Here is a 24,996-nt window from a genome sequence, read left to right as displayed (position 1 = left end):
TAAATCAAGTCATTATTTTTAGTTGTAGAACTCTTAACTTGGAAAGAAGGAGTGAGTGTCATGCCACCAATTTCAGTGCCTCAACCGAAAACATTTGGCCCACTGGGCAATTTGCCGCAATTGAACTTTGAAGAGCCCGTACAATCTTTGGTGAAACTTGCTGAGGAATATGGACCGATCTTTCGAATGGAGTACCCTGGGCGAAGTGAATTGTATATTTCCGGTCACGAACTGGTCGCCGAGGTAACGGATGAATCCAAATTCGACAAACGTGTGTGGGCACCCCTTGCGAAGGTTCGTGCTTTTGCAGGAGATGGACTGTTTACGAGTTGGACCGAAGAACCGAATTGGAAAAAAGCCCATAACGTACTGCTGCCAAGTTTCAGTCAACGTGCCATGCAGGGATATCACAACAAAATGATTGATCTGGCTGTGCAGTTGGTTCAGAAATGGTCACGATTGAACCCGGATGAGACGGTTAACGTTCCGGATGATATGACACGTCTTACGCTCGACACGATTGGCCTGTGTGGGTTCAACTATCGGTTTAACAGCTTCTACCGGGAAGAACCACATCCATTCATTACGAGCATGGTTCGGGCGTTGGATGAATCCATGAGTTCATTGCAGCGACTGCGTCTGCAAGACAAGCTGATGATCACCAAAAAGAAACAGTTTGAACAGGATATCCGTTCCATGTTCTCGTTGGTGGATCACATTATTGCCGAGCGCAAAGAGAAACCGCAGGAAGGGGCAGATGATCTGTTGTCCCACATGCTCAGCGGCAAGGACCCGGAAACGGGAGAAACACTGGATGATGAGAACATCCGTTATCAGATTATTACATTCCTGATTGCTGGACATGAGACCACAAGTGGGCTGTTATCCTTCGCCGTTTATTATCTGATGAAGAATCCGGATACGCTGGCTAAGGCCCAAGCAGAAGTGGATCAGATTCTGAAAGATCCGGTTCCCACGTACAACCAGGTTCGCAATCTGAAGTACGTTCGCATGGTTTTGAATGAAGCATTGCGGTTATGGCCAACGGCCCCGGCATTTTCTCTGTATGCAAAAGAGGACACGGTACTTGCGGGTCAATATCCTTTGCAAAAAGGAGACAGCGTCAGTGTGCTTATTCCCAAGCTGCATCGCGACCGCCAAGCGTGGGGAGATGACGTAGAGGAATTCCGCCCGGAACGGTTCGAAGATCCGAGCAAAGTGCCGCATGATGCCTATAAACCTTTTGGTAATGGTCAACGGGCCTGCATTGGTCAGCAGTTTGCACTTCAGGAAGCAACGCTGGTACTGGGCATGGTGCTGAAGCATTTTGACTTCATAGATCATTCGGATTATCAATTAAAGGTGAAAGAAACGCTGACGCTTAAACCGGATAACTTCACAATTCGTGTACGTGCGCGTGGGGGGCAGCCAGTCATGGCCGTTCCGGGTGTAGCGGTCGAAGAACCAAAGCCGGTTGCCAAAAGAACGGAGCCGGATGCAGCAAATGCACACCACACACCGATGCTTGTTCTGTACGGTTCCAATCTGGGTACAGCTGAAGGCATTGCACGTGAAATTGCGGATACCGCCAGATATCAGGGTTTCCGGAGTGAGGTCGCTGCGCTGGATGATCGTGTTGGCAAACTGCCAAAGGAGGGTGCCGTCATTATTGTCAGTGCATCCTATAACGGTCAGCCGCCAAGTAATGCCAAGATGTTTGTCGAGTGGATCGAACATGCGGATGCCAATGAATTCAAAGGTGTGCGTTTCGCTGTTCTTGGATGCGGTGACCACAACTGGGCCAGCACCTATCAGCGTATTCCGCGTTTAATAGATGAACAGTTATCTTCCAGAGGAGCAGAGCGGTTATCACCGCTGGGTGAGTCAGATGCTAGCGGAGATTTCGAGAAACAGGTGGGGGATTGGACAGAGCAATTATGGCCGGATCTCGCACGAACGATGGGACTGAAGCTAAACACAAGCTCCAATAGCGAACGCAGCTCACTATCTGTACAGTTTGTCAGTGGGCTCGCCGTAACACCGCTTGCGGATACGTATGATGCCCATGTGGCAAAAGTACTCGAGAACAGGGAGCTTCACGACGCGGGCAGTGAACGCAGCACACGTCACCTGGAGATCCAATTGCCTGAAGGCATAACCTACAAGGAAGGGGATCATCTGGGCATTCTGCCACAGAACCCACCGGAACTGGTGGAACGTGTATTGCGTCGATATGGATTTACCGGAACGGAGCATCTCGTTCTGGATGCATCGGGTCGGAGTGCCGCGCATCTGCCGCTGCATCAACCGGTGAACCTGTATGATCTGCTCAGTCATAGCGTTGAGCTTCAGGAAGCGGCAACTCGTGCACAGTTGAGAGAAATGGCAGCATACACGGTATGTCCACCGCATAAGAAGGAACTTGAAGCGCTGCTTGATGAATCGGTGTATATGGATCAAGTTCGGAACAAACGGATCTCCATGCTGGATTATCTGGTGAAATATGAGGCATGTGAACTGCCGTTTGAGCGTTTCCTGGAATTACTGCCTTCATTAAAAGCCAGATATTATTCGATCTCCAGTTCACCGCGTGTTCAGCCTGACCAGGCAAGTATTACGGTGAGTGTGGTGCGTGCCCCGGCATGGAGTGGGCAGGGAGAATACAAAGGCATTGCGTCCAACTATCTGGCTAACCTGAAAGCGGGTGACGAGATCGTCATGTTCACGCGGACACCGGAATCGGGTTTCCAACTGCCGGAGGATCCACAGGTTCCCGTCATTATGGTAGGGCCGGGTACGGGTGTTGCTCCATTCCGAGGTTTCTTGCAGGCAAGGCATGTATTGAAGGAACAAGGTCAAGAGGTTGGCGAAGCCCACCTGTACTTTGGATGCCGGAAGCCCGAGCATGATTATCTGTACAAAAATGAACTGGAAGCAGCCCAGCAAGAAGGGCTTGTGAAGCTTCATACGGCCTTCTCCCGTGTAGACGGGGAGGAGAAATGTTATGTACAACATCTGATGAGAGACGATGCCCGTCACCTGATTCCTTTGTTTGAAGAGGGTGCGCATCTGTATATCTGCGGTGATGGCAGCAAGATGGCACCTGATGTGGAAGCTACACTCCAGCAGGCATACGCTGATATTCATGGCAAGTCCGCGAAAGAAGCAGAAGAGTGGCTTAATCAGCTTCAGCAGGAAGGTCGTTATGCCAAGGATGTATGGACAGGCATCTGATATACACATGTGAAGGGTCAGCTTGATCCGTAACTGGCTGAGCGGTGAGATACAGAAGCAGTTCTGTTCTCACCGCTTTTTGACATAAAATGATTCTTCAGCAGATAAGTGGTTGCATGGGTTATAATTATATATTGGAAGGGAGCACCCGTATGCAGACATTCGGGAACCATTGTATGGCTTACGAAAAGAACCAGCTTTACTTCCGCCTACAAGGCCGTTTCAGGTTTTTTCTTCCGGTGGTTGGCCGATAGATTGACTCGACGCTGGAGAGAGGAAATAATATACGGGAAGGGACTCTGCCTTTTCCCTGGAGTTCAAGATAATCCAGTCCTACGCCCACCAGTCTAATATTGTTAAATGCATTCCAGGAAGGGAAAGTCGTACGGATTCCGACTCTGACGCCTCGCCGTGTACGAGGAATATCGAATACCCGAATGGAATTCAGACTAAGTGGAATGAATATTTGACGGTTTACTTTGATAAACTGCCTTGGGTAGACACGACGAATACGTCCCGGTTCCAACCCGGAGAGTGGTGTATTCAGTTCTGCAAGGTGCCCCTGGAGTTCTGCCAGACGCTGCTGAAGTGTTTTTCCAGTATGGAGATGCTGCCAGCTCATAAGAATTCCTCCGTTCGCCATTTGTACCTAGTATATGAAGGCACGGGGTAGGAAGGTGTACGTTTGATAGCCCATGTTCGTTACGGCTAACGGGGTTTCATTTTATAATAGAGGAGTGATTTAATTGATCGTAGAGATGTATAAAGACCTCATTCAGGATGAGCGTGGCAATTATTATCTGGCAGTACAGATGGATGGCAATGAGCTTACGCTCGTTAATGCATTCGTTGAAGCGGCATTCACACCTGAACTGATCTACAATGAAGAGTTCCGTGCCAAGCATAAAGAGATGGAAGGCGGGTTTGTAGGCAAAATTGCGATGGACCTGCTAAGGCACGATGTGGTCATGGGGATGAAGCAAATCGACCGCAAACTGTTGAACCTGTCGGATGTGGAACAGCAATTCACCGTAAATTATATTGATACGATTGAATTTTATCGTCACCCGGCGTGGAACCGGAAGGTGTAAAAGGATAGATATTTCCTCTGTAACCAGAGGGAGGGTTCTTCTCCAATCAAATTGGCCATGATCTTACTTATACCAGCAACAGAATATATTGAGATGTAAAAGCGCAAGTGCAGGGCAGTAAGCCTTCGCAACTTGCGCTTTTTGGCGTATATGGTAACGACCTGGGAGACTTAGAAACGAACCAGATTATTGACGTTGACAGGCAAGCCCGTCGCGATGGCGCGATTGGCAGCAATACCCGTCAGAATGGATCTGGCACCGTCCACATGGTTAGCAGCGCGATGATACGGATCTTCAACAGGCTCTCCAAACAGATCATTCAGCAGAACCGGGTCACCTCCGCCATGTCCACCTGCTTTCTCTTCCACTTCAACCTCATATGGCGCATCAAACATTGGAAGAACCCGCAATGTTTTACCGATCAATGCACCTTCCTTACTTTTATCACCCAATGAATTGACATAGGATTGCTCCACAATGTTCATCTCAATCCGACCTTTGGTGCCATTAATGGCAATGCGGTAACCTTCCCATGGCTGGTAGGCGACGAGGGAGTACGTCAGAATCGCTTTGTTCCGATACTTCACAAGAACACCCATCGTATCCTCAATGTTGATGCCATCCCCAAATACGCTCTGATCCCGCTGATAACCATCTTCTGATTCGGCATCCAGATACATGGACTTCATATGAGCATCCGAATCCAAATGCAGTGCAAAAGGATCATCCTTTGCGATCGGATTGCCGGTTGCCCGATTGTAGAACTGCGTTACACCGCGTTCTTCTGCATTTTCTCTGCCGTAATACATCAGATCACCAAATGCAAACACGGTATCTGGCTGTGAGCCAATCCAGAAATTCACCAAGTCGAAGTGATGGGTGGATTTGTGCACAAGCAGTCCGCCGCTATTACGCTTGTCCCGATGCCAGCGGCGGAAATAATCTGCCCCATGGCGGGTATTCAGCAGCCATTCGAAGTGAACGGAAGTAACTTTCCCGATGGTATCATTCAGAATAAGTTCCCGAATCTTAGTATGGTGCGGTGCATAACGGTAGTTAAAGGTTACTCTGACGTTCTGGCCAGTCCGCTTGACGGCATCCAAAATCTCCTGACATTTCTCCTCATCGATGGTCATCGGTTTTTCGGTGACAACGTCACAACCCAGTTCCATCGCACGAATGATGTACTTGTGATGGGTGCGGTCAACGCTGGTTACGATGACATAGTCAGGCTTCTCGTTTTCAATCATCTGATCAAATTGATCTGCAGTATAGGTGGGTACCTCGGGATAATTGTACTTTTCCTTTAACAGTTGATTAGCGTAGTTCATACGGACTTGATTTATATCGCAAAAGCCGACAAGCTCGGATGTATCCCTGTAATCCCGGGTCAAAGCACCATAAAAAAATTCAGCGCGGCCGCCGGTTCCGACTAATACATAACGTTTCTTGTTACTCATGTCTATCGCCTCCTTGAATATAGCTCTAGACTATAACAAGGGAGTACTTCTTTCGCCGCATTTTATGCGTAACCGCTTTCAAATGCCGCATATTTTGCTATAATTTATGGAAAGGAGAGAGGCCGACATGACAGAACCTTTCAGTGCAGATTTTCATGATCCCACGGATTTACTACATATCGAATATGATCGTCGCATTGGATACTTCTCGATGACGGATGACCACCTGCATGATCATTATGAGTTGTATTACCTGTTGTCTGGCGAGCGTATCTATTTTATTAAGGACCGGACCTACCGGGTAAAGGCTGGTGATCTGGTGTTTGTTGACCGAAATACGGTTCATAAAACATTGGAGAGTGGCATGCCTGACCATGAGCGGATGGTGCTGTATTTGAAGCCTGAGCTTTTTGCAGCCATAGCTATTTCCGCGGAGTTAGTTGAAGGCTTGAAGGAACCCTTCTGCTGGGAGATTCCTATTGTAAGGTTTCCTTCACAGGTCACGGAGGTTCTAAAACGGATGGTTAGCGAAATGGTGGATGAAATGCTTTGTCCTCAACCTGGAAGCAACCTGTTGCTCCGTCACCGGGCTATTGAATTATTGCTGCATGCCTATCGGAATCAACACTTGGGCAGGTTAAGCTCCGATGATCGTGAGCCGGTTCTTCATCCCAAGACACAGGCAGTTGTTCGTTACTTGAATGAGAACTATCAGAAGCCACTGACATTACCGGAGGTGGCGGGCATGTTTCGCATTAGTCCGCATTACCTGAGTCGATTGTTCAAACAAACGACGGGCTTTACCTTCAGTGATTATCTGAATCTGTTACGGGTGAAGGAAGCACAGCGTTTACTGCGAGAAAGTGAAGAATCCATCACGGACATCGCCTGGCTTGCGGGGTTCAGTAACTTCTCTCATTTTGGCAAGATGTTCAAACGTACCGTTCAGGTATCACCAAGAGTCTACCGACAGGAATACAAGGAATCGGGTTCCGTGAGGACCATAAAAGAGGGAGAGAATATAAAATGATTGAAGCAAGATTAAATGAACTGGGGATCATTTTACCACAGGCCAGCGCGCCCGCAGCAAAATATGCCAATGCCGTTATTGTCAATGGAATCATGTATGTATCCGGGAAAGGACCGGATACCTCTGAACGCGGCAAACTGGGATCAGACTTCACAACAGAACAGGGATATGAATTTGCCCGAAACGCCGGACTGGAGGTGCTCGCTGTCGTTCGAGATGTGCTGGGTTCACTGGATCGGGTGAAGAGAGTGGTTAAAGTGCAGGGCTTTATCAATGCGTCCGCTTCATATCAGGAGCATCATAAGGTTCTGAATGGGTTCTCGGATCTGATGATGGAGGTATTCGGGGAACAGGGAATACACGCCCGTTCAGTATTCGGTGCAGTTTCTGTGAGGGACAACTTGCCGCTGATCATAGATTCCATATTTCAAGTGGAGGAGTAGGTATAACGATGGCAGAGTCGTCTTCATTTAATCCGATCATGTTAACGATACCCGAGAGCTTCCATACGGAACGCCTCACGATTCGAGCACCGCAGTGGGGGGATGGCGCAGCCGTTAATGAAGCGGTCCGTGAGAGTGCGGAGCAGCTGCGGTTGTGGTTACCTTTTGCCGAGAAAATCCCTTCATTGGAAGAGTCTGAAGTGACTGTTCGCAAAGCAAGGCTGAAATATCTGGAACGTACCGACATGATGTTACATTTGCGTGATAGACATACGGATGATTTCGTAGGTAGCAGCGGGCTACATCGTATTGACTGGAATGCACGCTGTTTTGAGATCGGTTACTGGATTCGATCATCGCGAACTGGTGAGGGTTTGATGACAGAAGCGGTAAAAGGCATTGAGCAATTTGCCATTACTCATCTGGAGGCGAACCGGCTGGAGATCCGCTGTGATGCCCGCAATGTGCGAAGTGCCAAAGTAGCCAAACGAGCGGGTTATACGCTGGAAGGTATATTGCGCAAGATGCGGCGTGACAGTACAGGTACGCTGGTCGATTGTATGGTTTTCTCCAAAGTCAGAGGCAGTGAGTTTGGGTAAAGGGAGGACAGGTATGGAGCGAATCGGTCAGGGAAGAACTGCGGAGATCTATACGTATTCGAACGAGTACATTATGAAGTTATATCGAATGGATTTTCCACTCGACGCAGTACAGAATGAATTTAGAATAAGTGAGTTGGCATACAAAAAAGGACTACCCGTCCCACAGGCAGTATCCTTGATGGAACATACTACATCGCGAGCAGGCATCGTTTTTGAGCGAATCCAGGGGATTACCCTGTTATCACTTATCATTCAGCAACCGGAGTTGCTGGAGCAACTGGCGATTAAAATGGCTGACTGCCATTACAGACTTCATTGCGAGCGAGATGATGAAGGGACACTTCCCTTACAGAAGCAGATTTTATCGGGAGCGATTCACAATGTTCGATTATTTTCGGAGGGTGATCAAGCGCGAGTCCTTTCTTACTTAACAACATTGCCTGATCAACAGCAGATCTGTCATGGCGATTTTCACCCCGATAATGTTATGCTCAGTGAGGCTGGCGATCAATACTGGGTCATCGATTGGATGACTGGTATGTCCGGTGATCCTGCGGGTGATGTGGCTCGAAGCTGGGTAATATTAATGAGCGGCACATTACCGGAAGATACAGATCCTGCTATACGAATGGGTTTTGAAACGGCTCGTGAATCGCTGGTTGAATATTACATCCATCATTATATGCAACTTTCGGGGATTACACGCGAAGCAATAGAGTCCTGGATGCTGCCAGTTGCCGCCGCGCGTCTTGACGAGGGTTTGCCTGCTCAAGAGGTGGAACAGCTGCTCAAGTTTGTTCAGGAACGAATTCTTCTGTTAGACGAATCTAATGATTTTATATAAAAAGGGTAGAGAAAGAGAGGGGACATATTCATGCTGCATTCATTAAAGGCCATACAATCATACAAGTCAGGTAACACACCGGAAGCCCAGCAGCAATGGCTGCAACTGCTGGCAGCAGCGGAGAAGCCCCATATTAACCTCGAACGCATTCATTCCATTGCCGAACTTGAGGGCACAAATCCGGTGCTGGATTACACCGAGCGTACACTCCACGTGCTGGAGAAACTTCAGGTTTCTTTTTGGGTGCGAGAAATTCTGGAGGACGTATTAATCTGGTCAGAGACGGCGAAGGCCGGATCATTAGAGCAGCGGCGGGTATGGCAAAAGCAGGGCGTTAACTTGTTTGTACACAATGTGGGGTCCGCTCAGTTATATGATCTATACGCAGGCACAGAGCACCTGGATAATGACATCGGTAAGAGCAGGGAGACGAGTATAAATCAACCTGGATCTCCGAGTGCTACCCAAAGTAAGAGTACAGATATAAGCGAGCATACTGCGCCGATGTCATACACACCAAGGCATGAGATTATTCGTACTCTAATTGCTACACATGGACTTATTGGTCAATACATACGCGGAGAGATTCCATTTGCCGAGAATGCTCCGCTTCACGCCTTGATTGTCAAAGGATGGCTTACTACAGATGAACTGCACACCATACTGATGGCATTAAATGAATGCATTATTGCAGGCGTTGATCCAGTGTTATGGGTTCAGGTTCAGGCTGAGGTACAACGAATTGTAGGCTGGATTATCGCTGGACCGGATCACGAGGACTGGAGTGTGAAGGAACGGTTATCCCGCTTAAGAAGTTCATCCATTCGGCAGGGAGAAGCTATGGATACGGCTTACGCCAAGCTCCAAACGGAACTGGATGTAGAACAGACGTTGGCTCCGCTGGCTCATCGCACATTATGGTATGTGGAGTCGGCCATGCAGGATTTTTCGTTGCAGGAGATGGTGAAAGTGTTCCTGTTGGCGCTTCGCAGCGAAAGTTTGAATCCCATATCCATGGAAAGTCGATCTGAAATCGTTCGCCATATCAGCTTCGAACCATTGATGAATACGATGTATTACGACTACAAGGGCGTTAAGAAGCTCAATATTTACAAGAAACGAATGATTGAAAAATATTTGGAACAGTATTCGTGGGAACAGATTGTGTCAGGGGAGCAGATCGTTTATCCCCATCTAACCCATCGCATTGAACGTCATGCGGATCTGCCGGATACACTGTTTGTGACCTTTGAATTTTCTCCAGCGGCGGAGAAGCTGATTGCATTCTGTATCGAAGCGGAAAAGTCACCGTTATACGAGAAGGCTGTACTGCTGTTATTTGACCTGTTCGGATTGCGCCGGGATGCCTATGACCGTTTCCACAACGAAGAGACGTATTTGTCCGATATGAACAGCTCCGGTGATTATAAAAAAGTACTGCTCGACTATATCGTTGGTAAACGGGTACTTGATATCGGTCCAGGTGGAGGGATTCTACTGGATCTGATTGAGCAGGAAAAACCGGAAGTGGAGCCGATTGGTATCGATATCTCAGCCAATGTCATTGAAGCGCTGGAACGCAAAAAACAACGTGAGGGACATCGCTGGCAAGTGATGAAGGGCGATGCCCTGCAACTGGAGCAATATGTGCAGCCGGGCACTGTGGATACGGTTATTTTTTCATCCATTCTGCATGAACTGTATTCATATATTGAACTGGACGGTCGAAGATTTAATTCTGATACGGTTGTGGCAGCGCTGAGAAGTTCATTCCGTGTGCTGTCACCTGGAGGAAGAATTCTGATTCGGGATGGCATCATGAGTGAACCGGAGGCACAGAAGCGCCGGATTCGTTTTCTGGAACCGGATGGGATGCGCTGGCTGGAGCGGTATGCAGAGGATTTTCAGGGACGTGCAATTCAATATGAGCGGGTCTCAGACAATGAGGTCGTATTGCCGATCAACGATGCGATGGAATTTCTCTATACCTATACGTGGGGGGAAGAGGCATACGTCCATGAAATTCAGGAGCAGTTCGGTATATTCACGCCAACAGCCTATGAGAACTGTATTCGAGAAGCGCTGGGTGAACAAGCCGACATTATTACGTTACGACATTTCCTTCAGGGGGGTTACACGGAGGCACTAGGTGAACGAATTATCTTTATGAGGGAAGATGGAGAACCTGCGCCTTTGCCAGACAGTACCTGCCTGATTGTCATTGAGAAGAAGAAAGGATTGGCGGATGGATGATGAGCGAGGCCAGCACGGTTTTGTATTTTGTTAGACATGCGGAGTCACGGTATGTTGGAGGACAGGAACGCGAGCGTGGACTAACAGAGCAAGGTCATCAAGATGCGGGAACGGTTGCCAGTCTGCTCCATGGGGAGCAGATTCAACTGTTCTATTCTAGCCCTTACAGGCGAGCGGTGGATACGATTCAGATTCTGGCAGATCGGTCAGGTGGAATTGTGGTGACAGAGGAAGATCTGCGTGAACGCCAGTTATCGAGTTCGGATGTGAGGCATGATAATTTTCGTGAAGCCAAGCAACGATTGTACCGTGATCCTACGTATGCGTATCCTGGAGGAGAGTCTGGTGAACAGGCTCGCTTAAGAGCAGTAACGGCGATCGAGAAAATTTTGGATAAACATGTGGGTCACAAGGTAGTCATCGGAACCCATGGAGATGTCATGACGCTTATTTTACAACACTATGATTCTTCCTACGGTTATGATTTCTGGGAAAGTACTACGATGCCGGATATCTATAAGTTGCGGTTTGATGGAACGCGCAAGTTGGTCCAGGTCACCCGATTGTGGGAGTGACAGAGTTATATATGAGAAATGTATTAACCAGAATGATAGTGGAGAGGAGTGAGTTGGACGGATGAAAATTACGCTTTTGCCTGATACATACTTTATTGAAAATCTAAGCGTATCTTCATTACAGGATAGAATGTACTGCATATTTGATCTCGAAGGGACAGGCATTAATCCTGTGGTGGAGAGTGTGACTCAATTTGGTGCGATGCATTACCAGAGAGGTCAACAATGTAATACAACATTTTCTTCACTTGCACGTGCGAACAAACCTATACCAGAACCTGTGGCCAAGTTAACAGGCATTTCGAATGAGGATATGTTGGAAGCTCCTTCGTTTGTAGAAGCATTTCAGACCTTTCAGGAATTCATAGGGGATAACGTCCTGGTGACACAAGCCGGATATGAGTATGACCTGCCCATCTTGAAGCGGCATTGTGATGAGTATGGCCTCCCGATGTTGACCAACCCGGTGCTGGATACAAAAGCGATGTTTACCTATATTCATCCTGAGATTACCGAGGTCGTCTCAACGGATTTTCTGATTGGGTATTATGATCTGAATACAGATGGAATTCACAGGCACAATGCTTTGGCAGATTGTAGTGTGATCGCTGATATCTTTGAATGTATTCTTAGCGAATATGAGAAACTTCAATTGAATCATTTTACTGCCGATCCCAAGCAGATGATGAAACGTTTCGTTATACCAGAGATGTATCTGACATGATAAGGAACTGGAGGAGAGATCAATGAGCAGAACGGATGTGGAGAAGCTACTGTTGGATCTTAACGAGGGACGGATTCTGACCCAGCAGACATTCGAAGGACTGGATGTGGAAGTTTACCTGGACGAAAGGGATGCCTCTGTATTTGCTGACGAGTGGATGCAAGCTTTTGAACGATGGGCTCGAGTTACAGCGGTGGCTGAAGAAGAGGTGCTGCGCGCATGCAGGGAACAGGCTTTCAAACAAACTTTAGCTCTCACCGGCGAACCTGAGTTAGCGGGGTATGTAAGTGATGATATCGGTTTAATTGGCGCTGCACTGTTACAGGATGTGGTACATGAACCATTTGTTAATGAACTGTTGGAAAGTTATCGTCAAGGCAGGTTGCCCCTGCGATAAGCGGGGGAGGACCAACAGGGCTGTTTTCGTTTGTATAAAAAAACAGCATCAAATGTACATTGTGGGTCGGCTGAGGCATAAGGTACAATTCACCTAAGCAATCGATGAGAATGATAATCATTATATGTGAAACATTCTCACGGTTACATCAACAGATCACATAGGGGTGAAGGGTAACATGGTAGGTTTAGTTAAAGGTTTCAAAGGGTGGACAATTACATTACTGCTCATGGGTCTGGTTATTTCAGGATGTAGTACAAATACCGCTACGAATGCGGAACAGACTCCTGCAACTGAAACTGAAAGTGCAGCTTCTGGAGAAAATACTTCTGGAAACGAGACAGAGCCTGCGACACGAGTTGTACAGGATGAATTTGGAGATGTGACGATTCCGGTTCAGCCACAGCGGATTGCTGGAATATATGTGGAAGATTATCTGAAGGCGCTCGATATTACACCAGTCGTGCAGTGGTATAATCCGATGTGGGGCGTGCAGGATTATTTAGAACTGGATGTTCCGAAATTTGATACTACAGGGAGTATTGAGGCTTTATTGGAATATAATCCGGATCTTATTATTGTAGATGGTGGAGCGGATGCGGAGAAATATGAGATGTATTCCAAGGTGGCACCGACGTATCGTCTGCCTGAGAGCGTACTGCAGGATTCGAATCAAGTTTTGAAAACCATTGCCGATGTTGTAGGGAAACCGGAAAAGGGTGAAGAAGTTGCTGCGGCATTTGAGGCCAAGATTGCAGATGCTAAGGCGAAGTTGCAGGAAGCGGTTGGAGACGAGACTGTCGCAGTTGTCCGGCTGAATGTTAACGATGACACACTGGCGTTGTTCGGTGTGAAGAATCGATTTACCGGATTTATTTATCCCGAGCTTGGTCTAACACCACATCCTCTGGTTAGCAAGATGGAAGAATATCAGGAAATTCTGTCTGAGGAGGCCGTGCCGCAACTTGATGCAGATCATCTTATTATTTTCCCTTCCAATGGAGAATGGTCTTCTCCTGAGAACAAGGAAGCCTTGAAGGTACTTGACAGCAAATTGTGGAAATCTCTTCCGGCCGTTAAGAACAATCAGGTGTACATCATGGAAAGATCACATTGGCAATCAGGTGCGATTACAGCGAATTCCATGAAAATAGATGATATTTTGGAAAAAATGACTCCATAATTGAATCGATTACTTAAAGAAAGTTCTTCAGCCAGGGTTGAAGAGCTTTCTTTTTTCGTATACACTATTTTTAAATGATAATAATTCTCAGTTAAGGACGATGAACATGTGCCACACCATAATACAACTGATCCCCAAGCCCTGGCTATGCTCACTTCAGCATATGGAATACGTAGATCACCATCAATCTCATATCGATAAACGTTTGTTATACAGAATGTCGACTTCACACTCCATATTTGTTGTAACGTCTGGGAAAGGTTCAATAGTTTGCTCAGATCGGGAATCTCATCTGGAAAAAGGAATGATTATGTTTGTTCCGGCTGGAACATCCGTTAAAATAGTAGGTTCGCCTTGGACAGAAAGTGAATTGCAGTACTATAAGCTTGATCTGATGGTGGCTGAGTTAAGCGAAGAGACTTCGAATGCTTTGTATAGAAGAAACACGGAGGAGCAGCAGGAAATTTCCCAAAGTCCAGATTCTCCGACATTATTACCGCTTATGCAACTCAGCTACAGTCCGTGGAGTTCCTGTCTGGAAGCCTTGGAACAAATACTGCGTCAACAGGTCACTGACGATTGGCTGGAGCAATGGGAGGTACAGCTTCGTTTCCAGGAGTGGTTCCGTGCCTTGCTTCGCCATAGTGTCCCCGAAACAGAAGTACCCGATGACCGTGCCCGTCTTCAAAGTTCAATTCGTTATATTGGCGACCACTATGATCAGACCATAACCGTGGATGAGCTCGCAGCAGATATTGGTCTAACAAGAGCCAGCTACACTCGGCAATTCAAAAAAATTACGGGTAAGCTCCCGCTTGAATATGTAAATGCGGTTCGGCTTGAACGCTCGAAGCAACTATTGCAGCTGACGGATGATCGCATCCATGAAATTGCTCAAAATGTGGGATTTAGCAGCGAGTATTATTTTGGTCGCCGTTTCAAGCAATATGCTGGTATTTCACCTGGGTTATACCGCCGTCATCACCGTCAAGAGGTTCGTGTCTTTGCTCCGTATCTAGAAGACTTTGTGTTGGCTCTTGGCGTAAAACCCGTATTGCAATGTTCGCATCATTCCTGGGGAAAACAGCAATATTTGGGGTTGGATGACGTACCTGAATTTGATGTGAGCCAGCAGGATGCCCAATTTAATGTGGGCAATATACCGGACTTTATCATGTTGAACAAGGGACATGATCGATGGAATCTGGACCGATTTGAGCAGGTAGCACCTACGTTTTACGTGGAACACCTGGGAGAAGATTGGCGCTCCATTTTGAGATCGACAGCCGATGTATTGGGAAAGGTGAATCGGGTTCAAGATGTAATTGGTGCTTATGAGGACAAGGCAGCAGAGGCTAAGAGTCGGTTATCGCGTTATATGCGTGGAAAAACCGTAGCTTTTTTGCGTATATCCGCGTCGGATATTACTCTCTATGGGGATCAGTTGGGCTACGTTGGACCTGTAATTTATCAGGATCTTGGACTGACTCCGCACTCCCGTGTACAGCAATGGACAAGACACGAGCGGAGGATTTTCATTGGATTGGAGCAGTTAAGTCAACTTAATGCGGATCACTTGTTGATTACATTTGACACTGGAAATTCTGCCAAACCTGGAGATGAGCGCGAACTGCTCGACAGGGACGAATGGAAATGTCTGCCTGCGGTGAAGAGTGGCAATGTGTATGAGGTGGATTTCATGTCGTGGATGAACTACGGTGTGATCTCTCATGGGAAAAAGATTGAGGATGTATTGCGGTTCATGGCTTGAGGGATGGGAGCTAAAGCTACAAACGAGCTGGTTTCAATATTAAGATTCAACTTCGAATAAAAATTAAAAAATACTCTATTATTCGGATTTACTGTATGATATAGGAAAAATGAATTGGGGAATAGACATGTTATGCAGAAAAAAATCTGGGCCTTACTTTTAGTAGTAGCTGTTATTGTGATGATTCCTGTTACAGAGGTATCGACGACTACGGTTGCCGAATCGCATGAAATTTCGGGTGAAGATCTTCCTGCAAGCTTAAGATATGATTCCAAGCATCCAGATGTAATTTATGTGAAGGATTGTGGGGTCTACGAGAAAGTGGATTCGATTTTAGTAGATTACGGCGAACAAGAAGTCGTGTTCGATGATGTACAAAAGGTAACAGATAAAACGAATGTAATTATTGCTTATGATGCAACTTACGTTAAAAAAGGCGAATGGGAATAACTAAATCATTAATTTTCAATTGAGGAGCTCAGGGAGAGGTTTTTCTTCTTGGGCTCTTTTTATATCCAATAAAAAATAAAATTCCAGAATTCGACCTAAGCATGAAAGAAGTGATTTCATCAACTGGTATGAAGCCAAGCAAGCGGGAAGCGGAAAAGCATCGTATGCGATCGATAAACACGACAATAACAAAGGACCTTTTAAGAGTCGGAAGGATTATATCCTGTTTGATCGGGTGCTGACGTTTGAGGTAAGTGAATACTAAAAAATGTGAAGTTCCTTCAGCTTAGGCTAAAGGGGCTTCTTTTTGCTTCACAGTGATGAATGAGCCAATGCAACTACCCGAAAGGCTTGTTTCATCTTATTTTAGTGTAGCGTTTACAAAAAAACTGGATAACGAGCACAAAATGCAAAAGCGGATGTCCTTGACTGAACGATTGTGACATACCATTAGAATGAAGGCTGATCTGTAACGCAGAGTTTGAAGTCTTCAAGCATAGCCTTGAATGGCGGATGGGAGAGCTGTAATGACAAAACGGGTAATTCTGTTGGAAGAAGGTACGGCAGAGATGAAAGGGATAATGGGCAGTAAAGGGGCTGATCTTGCAGAACTTATCCATGCAGGGTGGTCTGTCCCAGCCGGATTTATGGTCACAACGGAATGCTGTCGCGAGTTCTGTACCCGTCTTGGACATCTTTCCGGTGAAGGAGAGGAAGAGATTATTAACGCGATCCGGCATCTGGAACAGCAAACAGGGAAGTTCTTCGGACATTCGGAGAACCCGCTACTACTCGCGGTACGTACGGACCAGGATCGAGCATCAGCAACACGATCACTGCTCAATGTTGGTCTTAATGATGCTACTGTGGAAGGACTCGCACGTCAAACCGGTGATCGGTTGTATGCACTCCAATGTTATCTAGATTATTTAAAGGAATATGGACAGCTGGTGTATGCAATTCCGTCTGAATTTTTCACAGAAATATCGAGTCATGTCAAGGGTCGGGATGAAACGGAACTTGAATTAACCATTACACAATTTAAATATTTAATCGAAGGGGAGGGGAGGAACCCTTTTCCTCAAGATGTTCAAATTCAATTTAAAGAAGCAGTACGTGCGGTATATCATTCACAGCGTAGTAAAGCATCCAGATCTCAGGACGAGATCATGCGTAAATCATATTACATCTCTTCGGAGCAAAGCGCTCCTGTTCTTATACAGACGATGATGCATGGAAAATGTGGAGAATCAAGCGGTACCGGAACAATGTATACGCGCAGTCCACTTACAGGAGAAAGGGGAATCAATGGACAATACGTCCCAACTGGGAACGCGAGCCAAACAGATCATGGTCTGGGGCGTTTACGGAATGACGAACCTGAGCTGTACACAAGTTTGCAGGAGATTGGAGACCAGTTGGAGACGCGTAATGGAGAAGTGCAGGAAATCACGTTTGTGATTGAAGCCGGCGCGATGTATGTTGTGCAGACCCAGCCCGCACGATTATCCTCCACAGCCACACTGAGGAGTACCGTGGATTTTGTCCATGAAGGATTCATCACCAAGGAGGATGCACTTCTTCGCATCCAACCTGCGCATATAACGGAAGTGCAGAAGCTTTACACAAATCCTAGTTCTATCAACGAAGCGAGCACTGGAAATTTTCCAGTAACTAATGATGAATGTCCAGCTTATAACAACTCAGATTCACTTTTATCAGCAGATCTGCAACTACTGCTCGATTGGGCTGATGAAGTGAAAGAGCTGAAGGTAATGGCCAATGCTGATCGACCACAAGATGCCATAACAGCACGGATACTGGGGGCTGAGGGAATAGGTCTGTGCAGGACGGAGAACATGCTGTTATCACCTGCGCGGTTACCATTTGTACAAAAAATGATCCTGGCAGACAGTGAATCCGAACGCAGGCGTGGTTTGGAGCGTCTGTTGCCGATGCAGCAGTCTGATTTTGAACAGATATTCGAAGCGATGGATGGATACCCGGTAACGATACGTTTGCTCGATTCGCCGTTGCATGAACTGCTACCGGATCGGGGAGTGTTGGAGAAACGACGTGAGTGGTTACAAGCAGAGGAGTGGCAGGAGCAAAAAGACCATCAGATTGAACTGGAGGAACTGGAACGTGTAATTCGCAGAGTCAGTGAATTGCATGAACATCATCCGACATTGGGGCAACAGGTTTGTCGGCTGAGTACGGTGTTCCCGGAGATCGTTGATATGCAGCTTGAAGCGATTTTTCGCGCAGCGGTGAAAGGCATCCGGCAAGGCTGGTGGGTACGTCCCGAGATTATGATCCCGCAGATCGGTCATGTGCATGAACTTCAGGTGATGAGAGATCTGGTGGATCATGTGGCTGACCAAGTGCTTGGTGACGAGAAGCGGCATTGTCTCTATAGAGTGGGGGCGATGATCGAAGCTCCGAGAGCGGCGCTGACGGCGACTCACATTGCTCGCCAGGCTGACTTTTTCTCGTTTGGCACGGATGAGCTGACAGAGATGACATTTGGATATAGTCGCCATGAATCCGAGAAGCGATTCATTCAACTGGATACGGACTCTCGTACGGCAATGAATAATCCATTTCATGTGCTGGACATTGAGGGAGTCGGACAACTGATTGAGATGGCGGTAGTCCAAGGTCGAATTCGAAAACCTCATCTGAAGACAGGGATCTGCGGAGAAAATGTTGTGGATCTAGAGTCCATAACCTTCTGTCACCGCATTGGTATGGATTACGTAAGTTGTTTGCCTGAACAGATCGCATATGCACGAATTGCTGCTGCACAAGCAGCCATTAAGGCACAGAGAGAGGGAGCAGACACGCAGAAAACGGATATATCTACAATTGCGTAACGCTCACCCTGTCCTACACGGAACTTCCATGGAATAGCAACCAGAAAACTGTTATACTGAAATATGCGTTTTGTAAAATGAACGTAAAATTTCAGGGTAAGGGTTGAAAGCGACCATGTATAATTCCAAAAATGAACGAACTTCATCACGGACCTTATTCGCCGTGTTATTCATTCTTATGCTGCTGAAGCTGTCACTGCTGCGGTATTTCTTTTTCCAGGGTCTGTCCGGCATCGGTCTGTTAACTGACGCATTAGGCGCACTAACTGTGGTATGCCTGCTGGATCTGATCGTGCCCAAAGGCTGGAAGCGAGCAGTATATGGAGGATTCAATGTTCTGTTTTCTCTGGTGCTGTTCGCGGCTACGCTGTATAACGTTCATTTCAGTTCGGTACCCACCTATACCGCGCTAAGTGAGCTGGGGCAAGTTGCCCAAGTACGGGGAAGTATCGGACCACTGGTACGACCGGAGCACTTTCTGTTTTTTGCAGACATCGTACTGGCATTGCCAATATGGTTGATTATGCGCAGACGTTCCGGCGGACGTAACCGCAGCAGTTACCGCGATAGCGGTCTGACGTTTGGCAGAATTCGCAGACGTTACTGGGGCAAGCTCGGCGTTGCGCTTACTGCTGCATTCTGCATCGTGTTGTCTGGCAGTTTTATTGTCAAAGGTGAAACGATTGATAACGAACTGGTTCGGGCGGAGAATCTCGGTTTCCTGAACTATCAGGTATCGTCTGCCATTCTGACGAGCAAAGAGAATGAGGCCATTGCGAATGGTAACATTAACGAAACAATTGCCAAGATCAATGCGCTGGTTAGCAAATATCCGTATCAGGATAAACCAAGTAACGGCTCAGCCGTGAAAGCCAAATATTTTGGTCAGGCCAAAGGCAGCAATCTGATTGTACTGCAACTGGAGTCCTTTCAGAATTTCCCGATTAATGCTTCATTAGACGGTCAGGAGTTAACGCCGGTACTGAATGATCTGGCCAAAGAAAGCTATTATTTCTCTCATTTTTTCCAACAGATCGGACAGGGAAACACATCAGACGCGGAGTTCATGTCGAACACGTCTATCTATCCAACCGGAGTTGTTCCCATGTCAGCAGGGTATAGTGACCGCGAACTGCCGAGTCTTCCCAAGTTATTGGGGAAAGAAGGATATGAGTCCGAGACGTACCACGTCAATGACGTCACCTTCTGGAACCGGAACAAAATGTATCCGGCACTCGGATTCACTCGTTACTTCGACAAGCCCAGCTTCACTAACGACAGATTCAATGACTTTGGACCATCGGATGAAGAGTTGTACCGTGTAGGTGTGGAAAAAATGACTGCGCATCAGGCTGCGAATCAGCCGTTCTATGCTCAGTTCATTACGGCATCGAGCCACTCGCCGTTTACGGTTCCCGCTGATCGTGCACGAATTACGATTCCTGCGACCATCACGAACAAATTGCTTCACGATTATCTGCAAGCAATCAACTATACGGACTATGCCATCGGTCAACTCATTAATGAGTTGAAGGCGAACGGATTATGGGATAATACTACTTTAGTGCTCTACGGAGACCACTTTGGTCTGCCTGCTGACGAAGAGATTACACAGCAGATTCAGGCCAATCTGGGCGTCCCGTATGACGGTAAAGTAAGTCGATTCAACATCCCGTTCATGATTCACACGCCGAAACAGACCAAAGGGCAATTGATTGAGCAGCCAGGCGGTCAGTTGGATATGTTGCCAACGATTATGAACCTGATGGGAGTTTCGCTCCAGGATGAGAAATTCACTGCCTTCGGACATGATTTGCTCAACATGGACCACAATTCCTTCGGTATCCGGTATTACTTGCCGACGGGTTCATTTGTCAACGATGACATCATGTTTATCCCGGGTGCGGGCTTTGACGATGGAACAGCCTATTCGCTGAAGACATACGAGCCAGTAACGGATTTGGAACCGTATCGTGCCGATTATGAACATGTGCTCAGCCTGATGAAACTGTCTGACGAGTATGTGAAGTTGTTACCGAAACGTGCACCATAAATCAATTTTTCTGCAATAGGTCAGATCAAAAACGTCACCAGTTCAAAAGCTGGTGGCGTTTTTTTGCATGTTTCTTGCACAAGTGTTGTAATAAAGAGGATAACTAAAGTTTGAAACTGTAATAATTAATGTTACAATGGGATGAGCAAGAATGAAGTGAGCAAAAGCGCGTAATATTCGCAGATCTCATATTCAAAGTACTTATGAACCTAACAGACGAGAGGATTGAATATATATGAAACTGAGTGTACTCGAACATGGACATATCAACGAAGGACGAAGTGTACAGGATACGTTGCAGGAAACGGTGAAACTCGCACAACATGCGGATCAATTGGGGTACTCCCGCTTCTGGATGTCGGAGCATCACGGTAGTGGTGCGCTGTCTTTCTCCAGTCCTGAAGTTATGATTGCACATGTGGCTGCACATACGGATCGAATTCGCGTAGGTTCCGGTGGCGTTATGTTACCTCACTATAGTGCCTATAAGGTTGCAGAGAATTTCCGTCTGCTGGAAGCTCTGCATCCGGGACGGATTGACCTTGGGATTGGCAGAGCACCGGGAGGCATGCCAATTGCCAGCAGAGCGCTGAATGAAGGCAAATCATCGAATGTACAATTCTTTCCGCAACAGATCACGGATCTGGGCGGATACTTCCACGAGCAGTTGCCTGAGGATCATCGGTTTGCATCTCTGGTAGCCGGACCATCGGTTCCCACGGTACCCGAAGTGTGGTTGCTGGGTTCCAGCTCCGAAGGTGCAAGAATTGCTGCGGCACAAGGGACATCGTATGCGTTTGCCCAATTCTTCGGAACACCAGGCGGCGAAGAAGCGATGAAACATTACCGCAGACATTTCAAGCCGTCCATCCTGAATGACAAACCACATTCAATGATTGCTGTCTCGGCATTCTGCGCGGAGACAGAGGAAGAAGCGGCTGAACTTGCGCGCAGCAATGAACTTTTCTTCTTACGCCTTGGACGAGGTCTTGAACAAAGTTCCTTCCCATCTCTGGAGACGGTGAACAACTATCCATACACAGCGATGGAGATGGAACAGATCCGTCAACGTCGTTCTTTTTCCATCGTGGGAACACCAGATCAGGTGAAAGACAAAATTACCGCAATGGCAGAACGCCATGAAGCAGATGAAGTCATTATTGCATCAGCGGTTCATTCGTTTGAAGCACGTATGCGCTCATTTGGCTTGATTGCAGAAGCCTTTGGACTCAAGCAGGACTAATGGTAAGCAAGCGGGAATAACTACTCTAAACAGACTGGAATCTTGCTCATGCAAGGTTCCGGTTATACTCTTGCGTGATCAGGGAGAGGAGAGATTCACATGCGCAGATGTGTCATTAGTGATATTCATGGCTGTTACGATGAATTTAATGCACTGCTTAAGCTTGCAGATTATAATCCGCAGCAGGATGAATTGATTTTACTTGGTGATTATGTGGATCGCGGTCCAAGCAGCAAACAGGTCATCGAACAGATCATGCAGCTTCAGCAACAGCACCATATTATGGTGATCAAAGGCAATCATGATGCCATGATGGTGAAGGCGCTTACCCAGGATGTTGAGCAATATGATCAACACTGGATTCGTAATGGTGGACTACAGACGATGGCAAGTTATCTGGATCTGGAGCTTACTTATGATGAGCAACAGATAGATTGGGAAGCTTATACTGAAGCCAAAAAGTGGATACGTACACACTATGAACACCATCTTCGTTTTCTGGAACAGCTTCCGCTGGTGTACGAGATTCCGGGTTATATTTTTGTGCATGCCGGGATCAACCCTGACATTGAGGATTGGAGAAACCAGTCCGAGCGGGACTTCATTTGGATTCGTGAATCATTCTATTCCAGACCAACGACGATTAGAGAAACGGTCGTATTTGGCCACACCCCCGTGAAGCATTTGCATGATGAGACAGGCATTTGGTTTGACCCGAGCGGAGACAAAATTGGCATTGACGGTGGTTGTGCCTACGGAGCGCAATTGAACCTGCTGGAGATTAGCGAAGACGGCAGTCTACAGGCCTTTTTTGTACGACAAGGGCAGAGCGCGGAAGAGCCTGAGATTTAATGTTTTCGTTGCGTATCAGGGTTTCGTATGCTAATTTTATAAGGTTGTACGATGAATAAATACGATACATATCATATCGACTTGAGGGGAATGAACCAAGTTTGGCTATTTTCCAAAATGACTTACCTGAGAATGATTTGCAATCAATTCGCTGTAAAAGGATTGGAATTAAGCCTTATTAGCGCTATAATCAGTAGGGTATGATTAAAATATGACATGTATTATTCTAAATGAGAATTGACGGAGGGCTATAAATATGGAGAAAGCGTTAATCTTCGGTCACAAAAATCCCGACACGGATACGATCTGTTCGGCAATCGCCTATGCGGATCTGAAAACAAAATTGGGTCAGGACGTTGAAGCTGTTCGTCTCGGCGAAGTCAATGGTGAAACCCAGTTTGCACTGGATCAATTCAAAATTGCAGCACCACGTCTGATTAAAACAGCTGCAAATGAAGTAAACAAAGTCATTCTGGTTGACCACAACGAGCGTCAGCAAAGTGTAAGCGATATTGAGGAAGTGACTGTCGTTGAAGTTATTGACCATCACCGTATTGCTAACTTTGAGACAAGTGGACCTCTGTATTTCCGTGCAGAGCCTGTAGGTTGTACAGCAACCATTTTGAATAAAATGTACAAAGAAAATGATATCGAAGTGAGTGCGCCGATTGCTGGTCTGATGCTGTCTGCCATTATCTCCGATTCCCTGTTGTTCAAATCCCCGACTTGCACAGAGCAAGACGTAGCCGCTGCGCGTGAACTGGCTGCCATTGCTGGTGTAGATGCAGACAGCTATGGTCTGGACATGCTGAAAGCCGGCGCGGATCTGAGCCAAAAAACAATTGCTGAACTAATCTCCCTGGATGCAAAAGAATTTGTAATGGGTCAATCCAAAGTGGAAATTGCACAGGTTAATGCCGTTGACGTGAATGATGTTCTCGTGAAGCAACCTGAGCTTGCAGCAGCTATTGAAGCGATTATTTCGAGTAAAGGTCTCGACCTGTTCGTATTTGTCGTAACAGACATTCTGAATAACGATTCCGTAGCTTTGGCATATGGTACATCCACTAAAGCAGTGGAGAAAGCCTACAATGTGACGCTGTCTGATAGCAGAGCTATCTTGAAAGGCGTAGTATCACGCAAATCACAAATCGTACCGGTTCTGACGGAAGCATTCAACACGCTGTAAATCAGACGGATTAGCGTATTCATACTCTGATATGTATTACAAATAACTAGCAACACCATCCCAGCCTGCTCTGATCCGTAAATGGTCAGGACAGGCTTTTGATGTAGAGGAGGAAGAATCATGATCAAAAATGAAAAGATCAAAGCAGCCGAAGTGCAGCTGACCGGCCTGAATGGTGAAGATCTGGGTGTGATGTCCACGCAGGAAGCACTTCAACTTGCGAAGCAGCATAAAGTAGATCTGGTGTGCTTGTCCTTGATGACGAGTCCACCGCCTTGCAAGCTGATTGCAGCTGGAGCCGCCAAAGCAGAAGCGCAGCAGGCGAAGAAAAAAGCGAGTAAATCTCCCGATAAACGTAAAGTAAAGGAAATTCGCTTGAACCTTGGTATGGAGGATCATGACCGGGATACGAAGCAGTCTCAGGCGGAACGCATCCTGAAGAAGGGTGATTCGGTTAAACTCGTCATCCAGGTGCACGGAGCCAAAGAAGGAGTTGCAGGGAAAGAATGGGCAGAGCAACTGAGTAAATCGCTGGCTGAATTCGGTAGCAAAACAACGGGGGTTCAGGTAAGTGGTAAACAGGTTGTTGTGCAACTGGACCCGATTGCTTAAACTGCCAGGAGCGATCCTCGATGTAGCACAAAGGTAACGAATGTCGATACAGTAATGATTTTTTGGATGTAAAGAAAGCCCAATGAGGTGGCAGGTTAACTGCTGCTGTATTGG

21 protein-coding genes and 1 pseudogene are annotated in these 24,996 nt (G+C 46.8%); 20 read left to right on the top strand and 2 right to left on the bottom strand.

All coding sequences use genetic code 11. The features are described from left to right. The first annotated feature begins 60 nt into the window (after positions 1 to 60). Positions 61 to 3,234, top strand: coding sequence for a bifunctional cytochrome P450/NADPH--P450 reductase (locus MHI14_RS18505; RefSeq protein WP_091031469.1), 3,174 nt, complete (start codon positions 61 to 63; stop codon positions 3,232 to 3,234). 199 nt (positions 3,235 to 3,433) lie between these two features. Here the strand turns inward: MHI14_RS18505 and MHI14_RS18500 are convergent, their stop codons facing one another. After that, positions 3,434 to 3,856 carry a hypothetical protein gene (locus MHI14_RS18500; protein WP_133384455.1) on the bottom strand — a complete coding sequence of 141 codons (423 nt, stop codon included), beginning with the start codon at positions 3,854 to 3,856 and terminating at the stop codon, positions 3,434 to 3,436. 124 nt (positions 3,857 to 3,980) lie between these two features. Between MHI14_RS18500 and MHI14_RS18495 the strand changes: the two genes are divergently transcribed. Continuing rightward, positions 3,981 to 4,325, top strand: a complete 345-nt coding sequence (locus MHI14_RS18495) for a hypothetical protein (protein WP_289392176.1) — start codon at positions 3,981 to 3,983, stop codon at positions 4,323 to 4,325. A gap of 170 nt (positions 4,326 to 4,495) precedes the next feature. On the opposite strand, the gene MHI14_RS18490 is transcribed toward MHI14_RS18495, so the two are convergent. Beyond that, a complete protein-coding gene (locus tag MHI14_RS18490; RefSeq protein ID WP_091031462.1) occupies positions 4,496 to 5,785 on the bottom strand; it encodes a Gfo/Idh/MocA family oxidoreductase in 1,290 nt (429 codons plus the stop codon). Positions 5,786 to 5,912: 127 nt separating this feature from the next. Here MHI14_RS18490 and MHI14_RS18485 point away from each other — a divergent pair, with 127 nt between their 5' ends. From MHI14_RS18485 to infC, 18 genes and pseudogenes are all read left to right on the top strand, one after another. Next, entirely contained in the window at positions 5,913 to 6,815 is a 903-nt protein-coding gene (locus MHI14_RS18485) for an AraC family transcriptional regulator (RefSeq protein ID WP_289392178.1), read from the top strand. Then, positions 6,812 to 7,258 (top strand): RidA family protein, encoded by a 447-nt coding sequence (locus MHI14_RS18480; protein WP_091031457.1) that lies wholly within the window; start codon positions 6,812 to 6,814, stop codon positions 7,256 to 7,258. The genes MHI14_RS18485 and MHI14_RS18480 overlap by 4 nt, the downstream gene beginning before the upstream one ends. Before the next feature lie 8 nt (positions 7,259 to 7,266). Continuing rightward, entirely contained in the window at positions 7,267 to 7,857 is a 591-nt protein-coding gene (locus tag MHI14_RS18475; protein ID WP_341130984.1) for a GNAT family N-acetyltransferase, read from the top strand. A 13-nt stretch (positions 7,858 to 7,870) separates the two neighbouring features. Next, on the top strand, positions 7,871 to 8,704 hold the full coding sequence (locus MHI14_RS18470; RefSeq protein ID WP_341130983.1) for a phosphotransferase family protein: 834 nt from the start codon (positions 7,871 to 7,873) through the stop codon (positions 8,702 to 8,704). Positions 8,705 to 8,734: 30 nt separating this feature from the next. Beyond that, complete coding sequence (locus MHI14_RS18465; protein ID WP_341130982.1) at positions 8,735 to 10,957, top strand: class I SAM-dependent methyltransferase; 2,223 nt, start codon at positions 8,735 to 8,737, stop codon at positions 10,955 to 10,957. Next, positions 10,957 to 11,532, top strand: coding sequence for a histidine phosphatase family protein (locus tag MHI14_RS18460; protein WP_341130981.1), 576 nt, complete (start codon positions 10,957 to 10,959; stop codon positions 11,530 to 11,532). Before MHI14_RS18465 ends, MHI14_RS18460 begins: the two co-directional genes overlap by 1 nt. Positions 11,533 to 11,593: 61 nt before the next feature. Then, positions 11,594 to 12,256, top strand: coding sequence for a 3'-5' exonuclease (locus MHI14_RS18455; protein ID WP_091031447.1), 663 nt, complete (start codon positions 11,594 to 11,596; stop codon positions 12,254 to 12,256). Positions 12,257 to 12,278: 22 nt separating this feature from the next. Further along, positions 12,279 to 12,653 carry a hypothetical protein gene (locus MHI14_RS18450; RefSeq protein WP_289392184.1) on the top strand — a complete coding sequence of 125 codons (375 nt, stop codon included), beginning with the start codon at positions 12,279 to 12,281 and terminating at the stop codon, positions 12,651 to 12,653. Between the two features lie 178 nt (positions 12,654 to 12,831). Beyond that, complete coding sequence (locus MHI14_RS18445) at positions 12,832 to 13,836, top strand: ABC transporter substrate-binding protein (RefSeq protein WP_341130980.1); 1,005 nt, start codon at positions 12,832 to 12,834, stop codon at positions 13,834 to 13,836. Positions 13,837 to 14,140: 304 nt separating this feature from the next. Continuing rightward, positions 14,141 to 15,607, top strand: a complete 1,467-nt coding sequence (locus MHI14_RS18440) for an AraC family transcriptional regulator (RefSeq protein WP_341130979.1) — start codon at positions 14,141 to 14,143, stop codon at positions 15,605 to 15,607. A gap of 132 nt (positions 15,608 to 15,739) precedes the next feature. Beyond that, positions 15,740 to 16,057, top strand: coding sequence for a hypothetical protein (locus tag MHI14_RS18435; protein ID WP_341130978.1), 318 nt, complete (start codon positions 15,740 to 15,742; stop codon positions 16,055 to 16,057). Positions 16,058 to 16,143: 86 nt separating this feature from the next. Next, positions 16,144 to 16,322 (top strand): annotated as a pseudogene (locus MHI14_RS18430) (fibronectin type III domain-containing protein); the annotation flags it as partial. Positions 16,323 to 16,584: 262 nt separating this feature from the next. Continuing rightward, the gene (locus MHI14_RS18425; protein ID WP_341130977.1) at positions 16,585 to 18,933 is read left to right on the top strand and encodes a putative PEP-binding protein; all 2,349 of its coding nucleotides are present in this window, start codon (positions 16,585 to 16,587) and stop codon (positions 18,931 to 18,933) included. A gap of 115 nt (positions 18,934 to 19,048) precedes the next feature. Beyond that, on the top strand, positions 19,049 to 20,986 hold the full coding sequence (locus MHI14_RS18420; RefSeq protein WP_341130976.1) for an LTA synthase family protein: 1,938 nt from the start codon (positions 19,049 to 19,051) through the stop codon (positions 20,984 to 20,986). Between the two features lie 235 nt (positions 20,987 to 21,221). Continuing rightward, positions 21,222 to 22,229 carry an LLM class flavin-dependent oxidoreductase gene (locus MHI14_RS18415; RefSeq protein WP_133384462.1) on the top strand — a complete coding sequence of 336 codons (1,008 nt, stop codon included), beginning with the start codon at positions 21,222 to 21,224 and terminating at the stop codon, positions 22,227 to 22,229. Between the two features lie 99 nt (positions 22,230 to 22,328). After that, entirely contained in the window at positions 22,329 to 23,081 is a 753-nt protein-coding gene (locus MHI14_RS18410; RefSeq protein WP_133384463.1) for a metallophosphoesterase family protein, read from the top strand. A gap of 256 nt (positions 23,082 to 23,337) precedes the next feature. Next, complete coding sequence (locus MHI14_RS18405) at positions 23,338 to 24,270, top strand: manganese-dependent inorganic pyrophosphatase (RefSeq protein WP_341130975.1); 933 nt, start codon at positions 23,338 to 23,340, stop codon at positions 24,268 to 24,270. Between the two features lie 120 nt (positions 24,271 to 24,390). Then, positions 24,391 to 24,882, top strand: a complete 492-nt coding sequence (gene infC / locus MHI14_RS18400; RefSeq protein ID WP_133384465.1) for a translation initiation factor IF-3 — start codon at positions 24,391 to 24,393, stop codon at positions 24,880 to 24,882. Positions 24,883 to 24,996 lie beyond the last annotated feature (114 nt).

Source organism: Paenibacillus sp. FSL K6-2393 (assembly GCF_038002545.1).
GTDB lineage: Bacteria > Bacillota > Bacilli > Paenibacillales > Paenibacillaceae > Paenibacillus.
The sequence above is the reverse complement of the archived record's forward strand: the minus strand, read 5'-3'. Positions and strand labels throughout refer to the sequence as shown.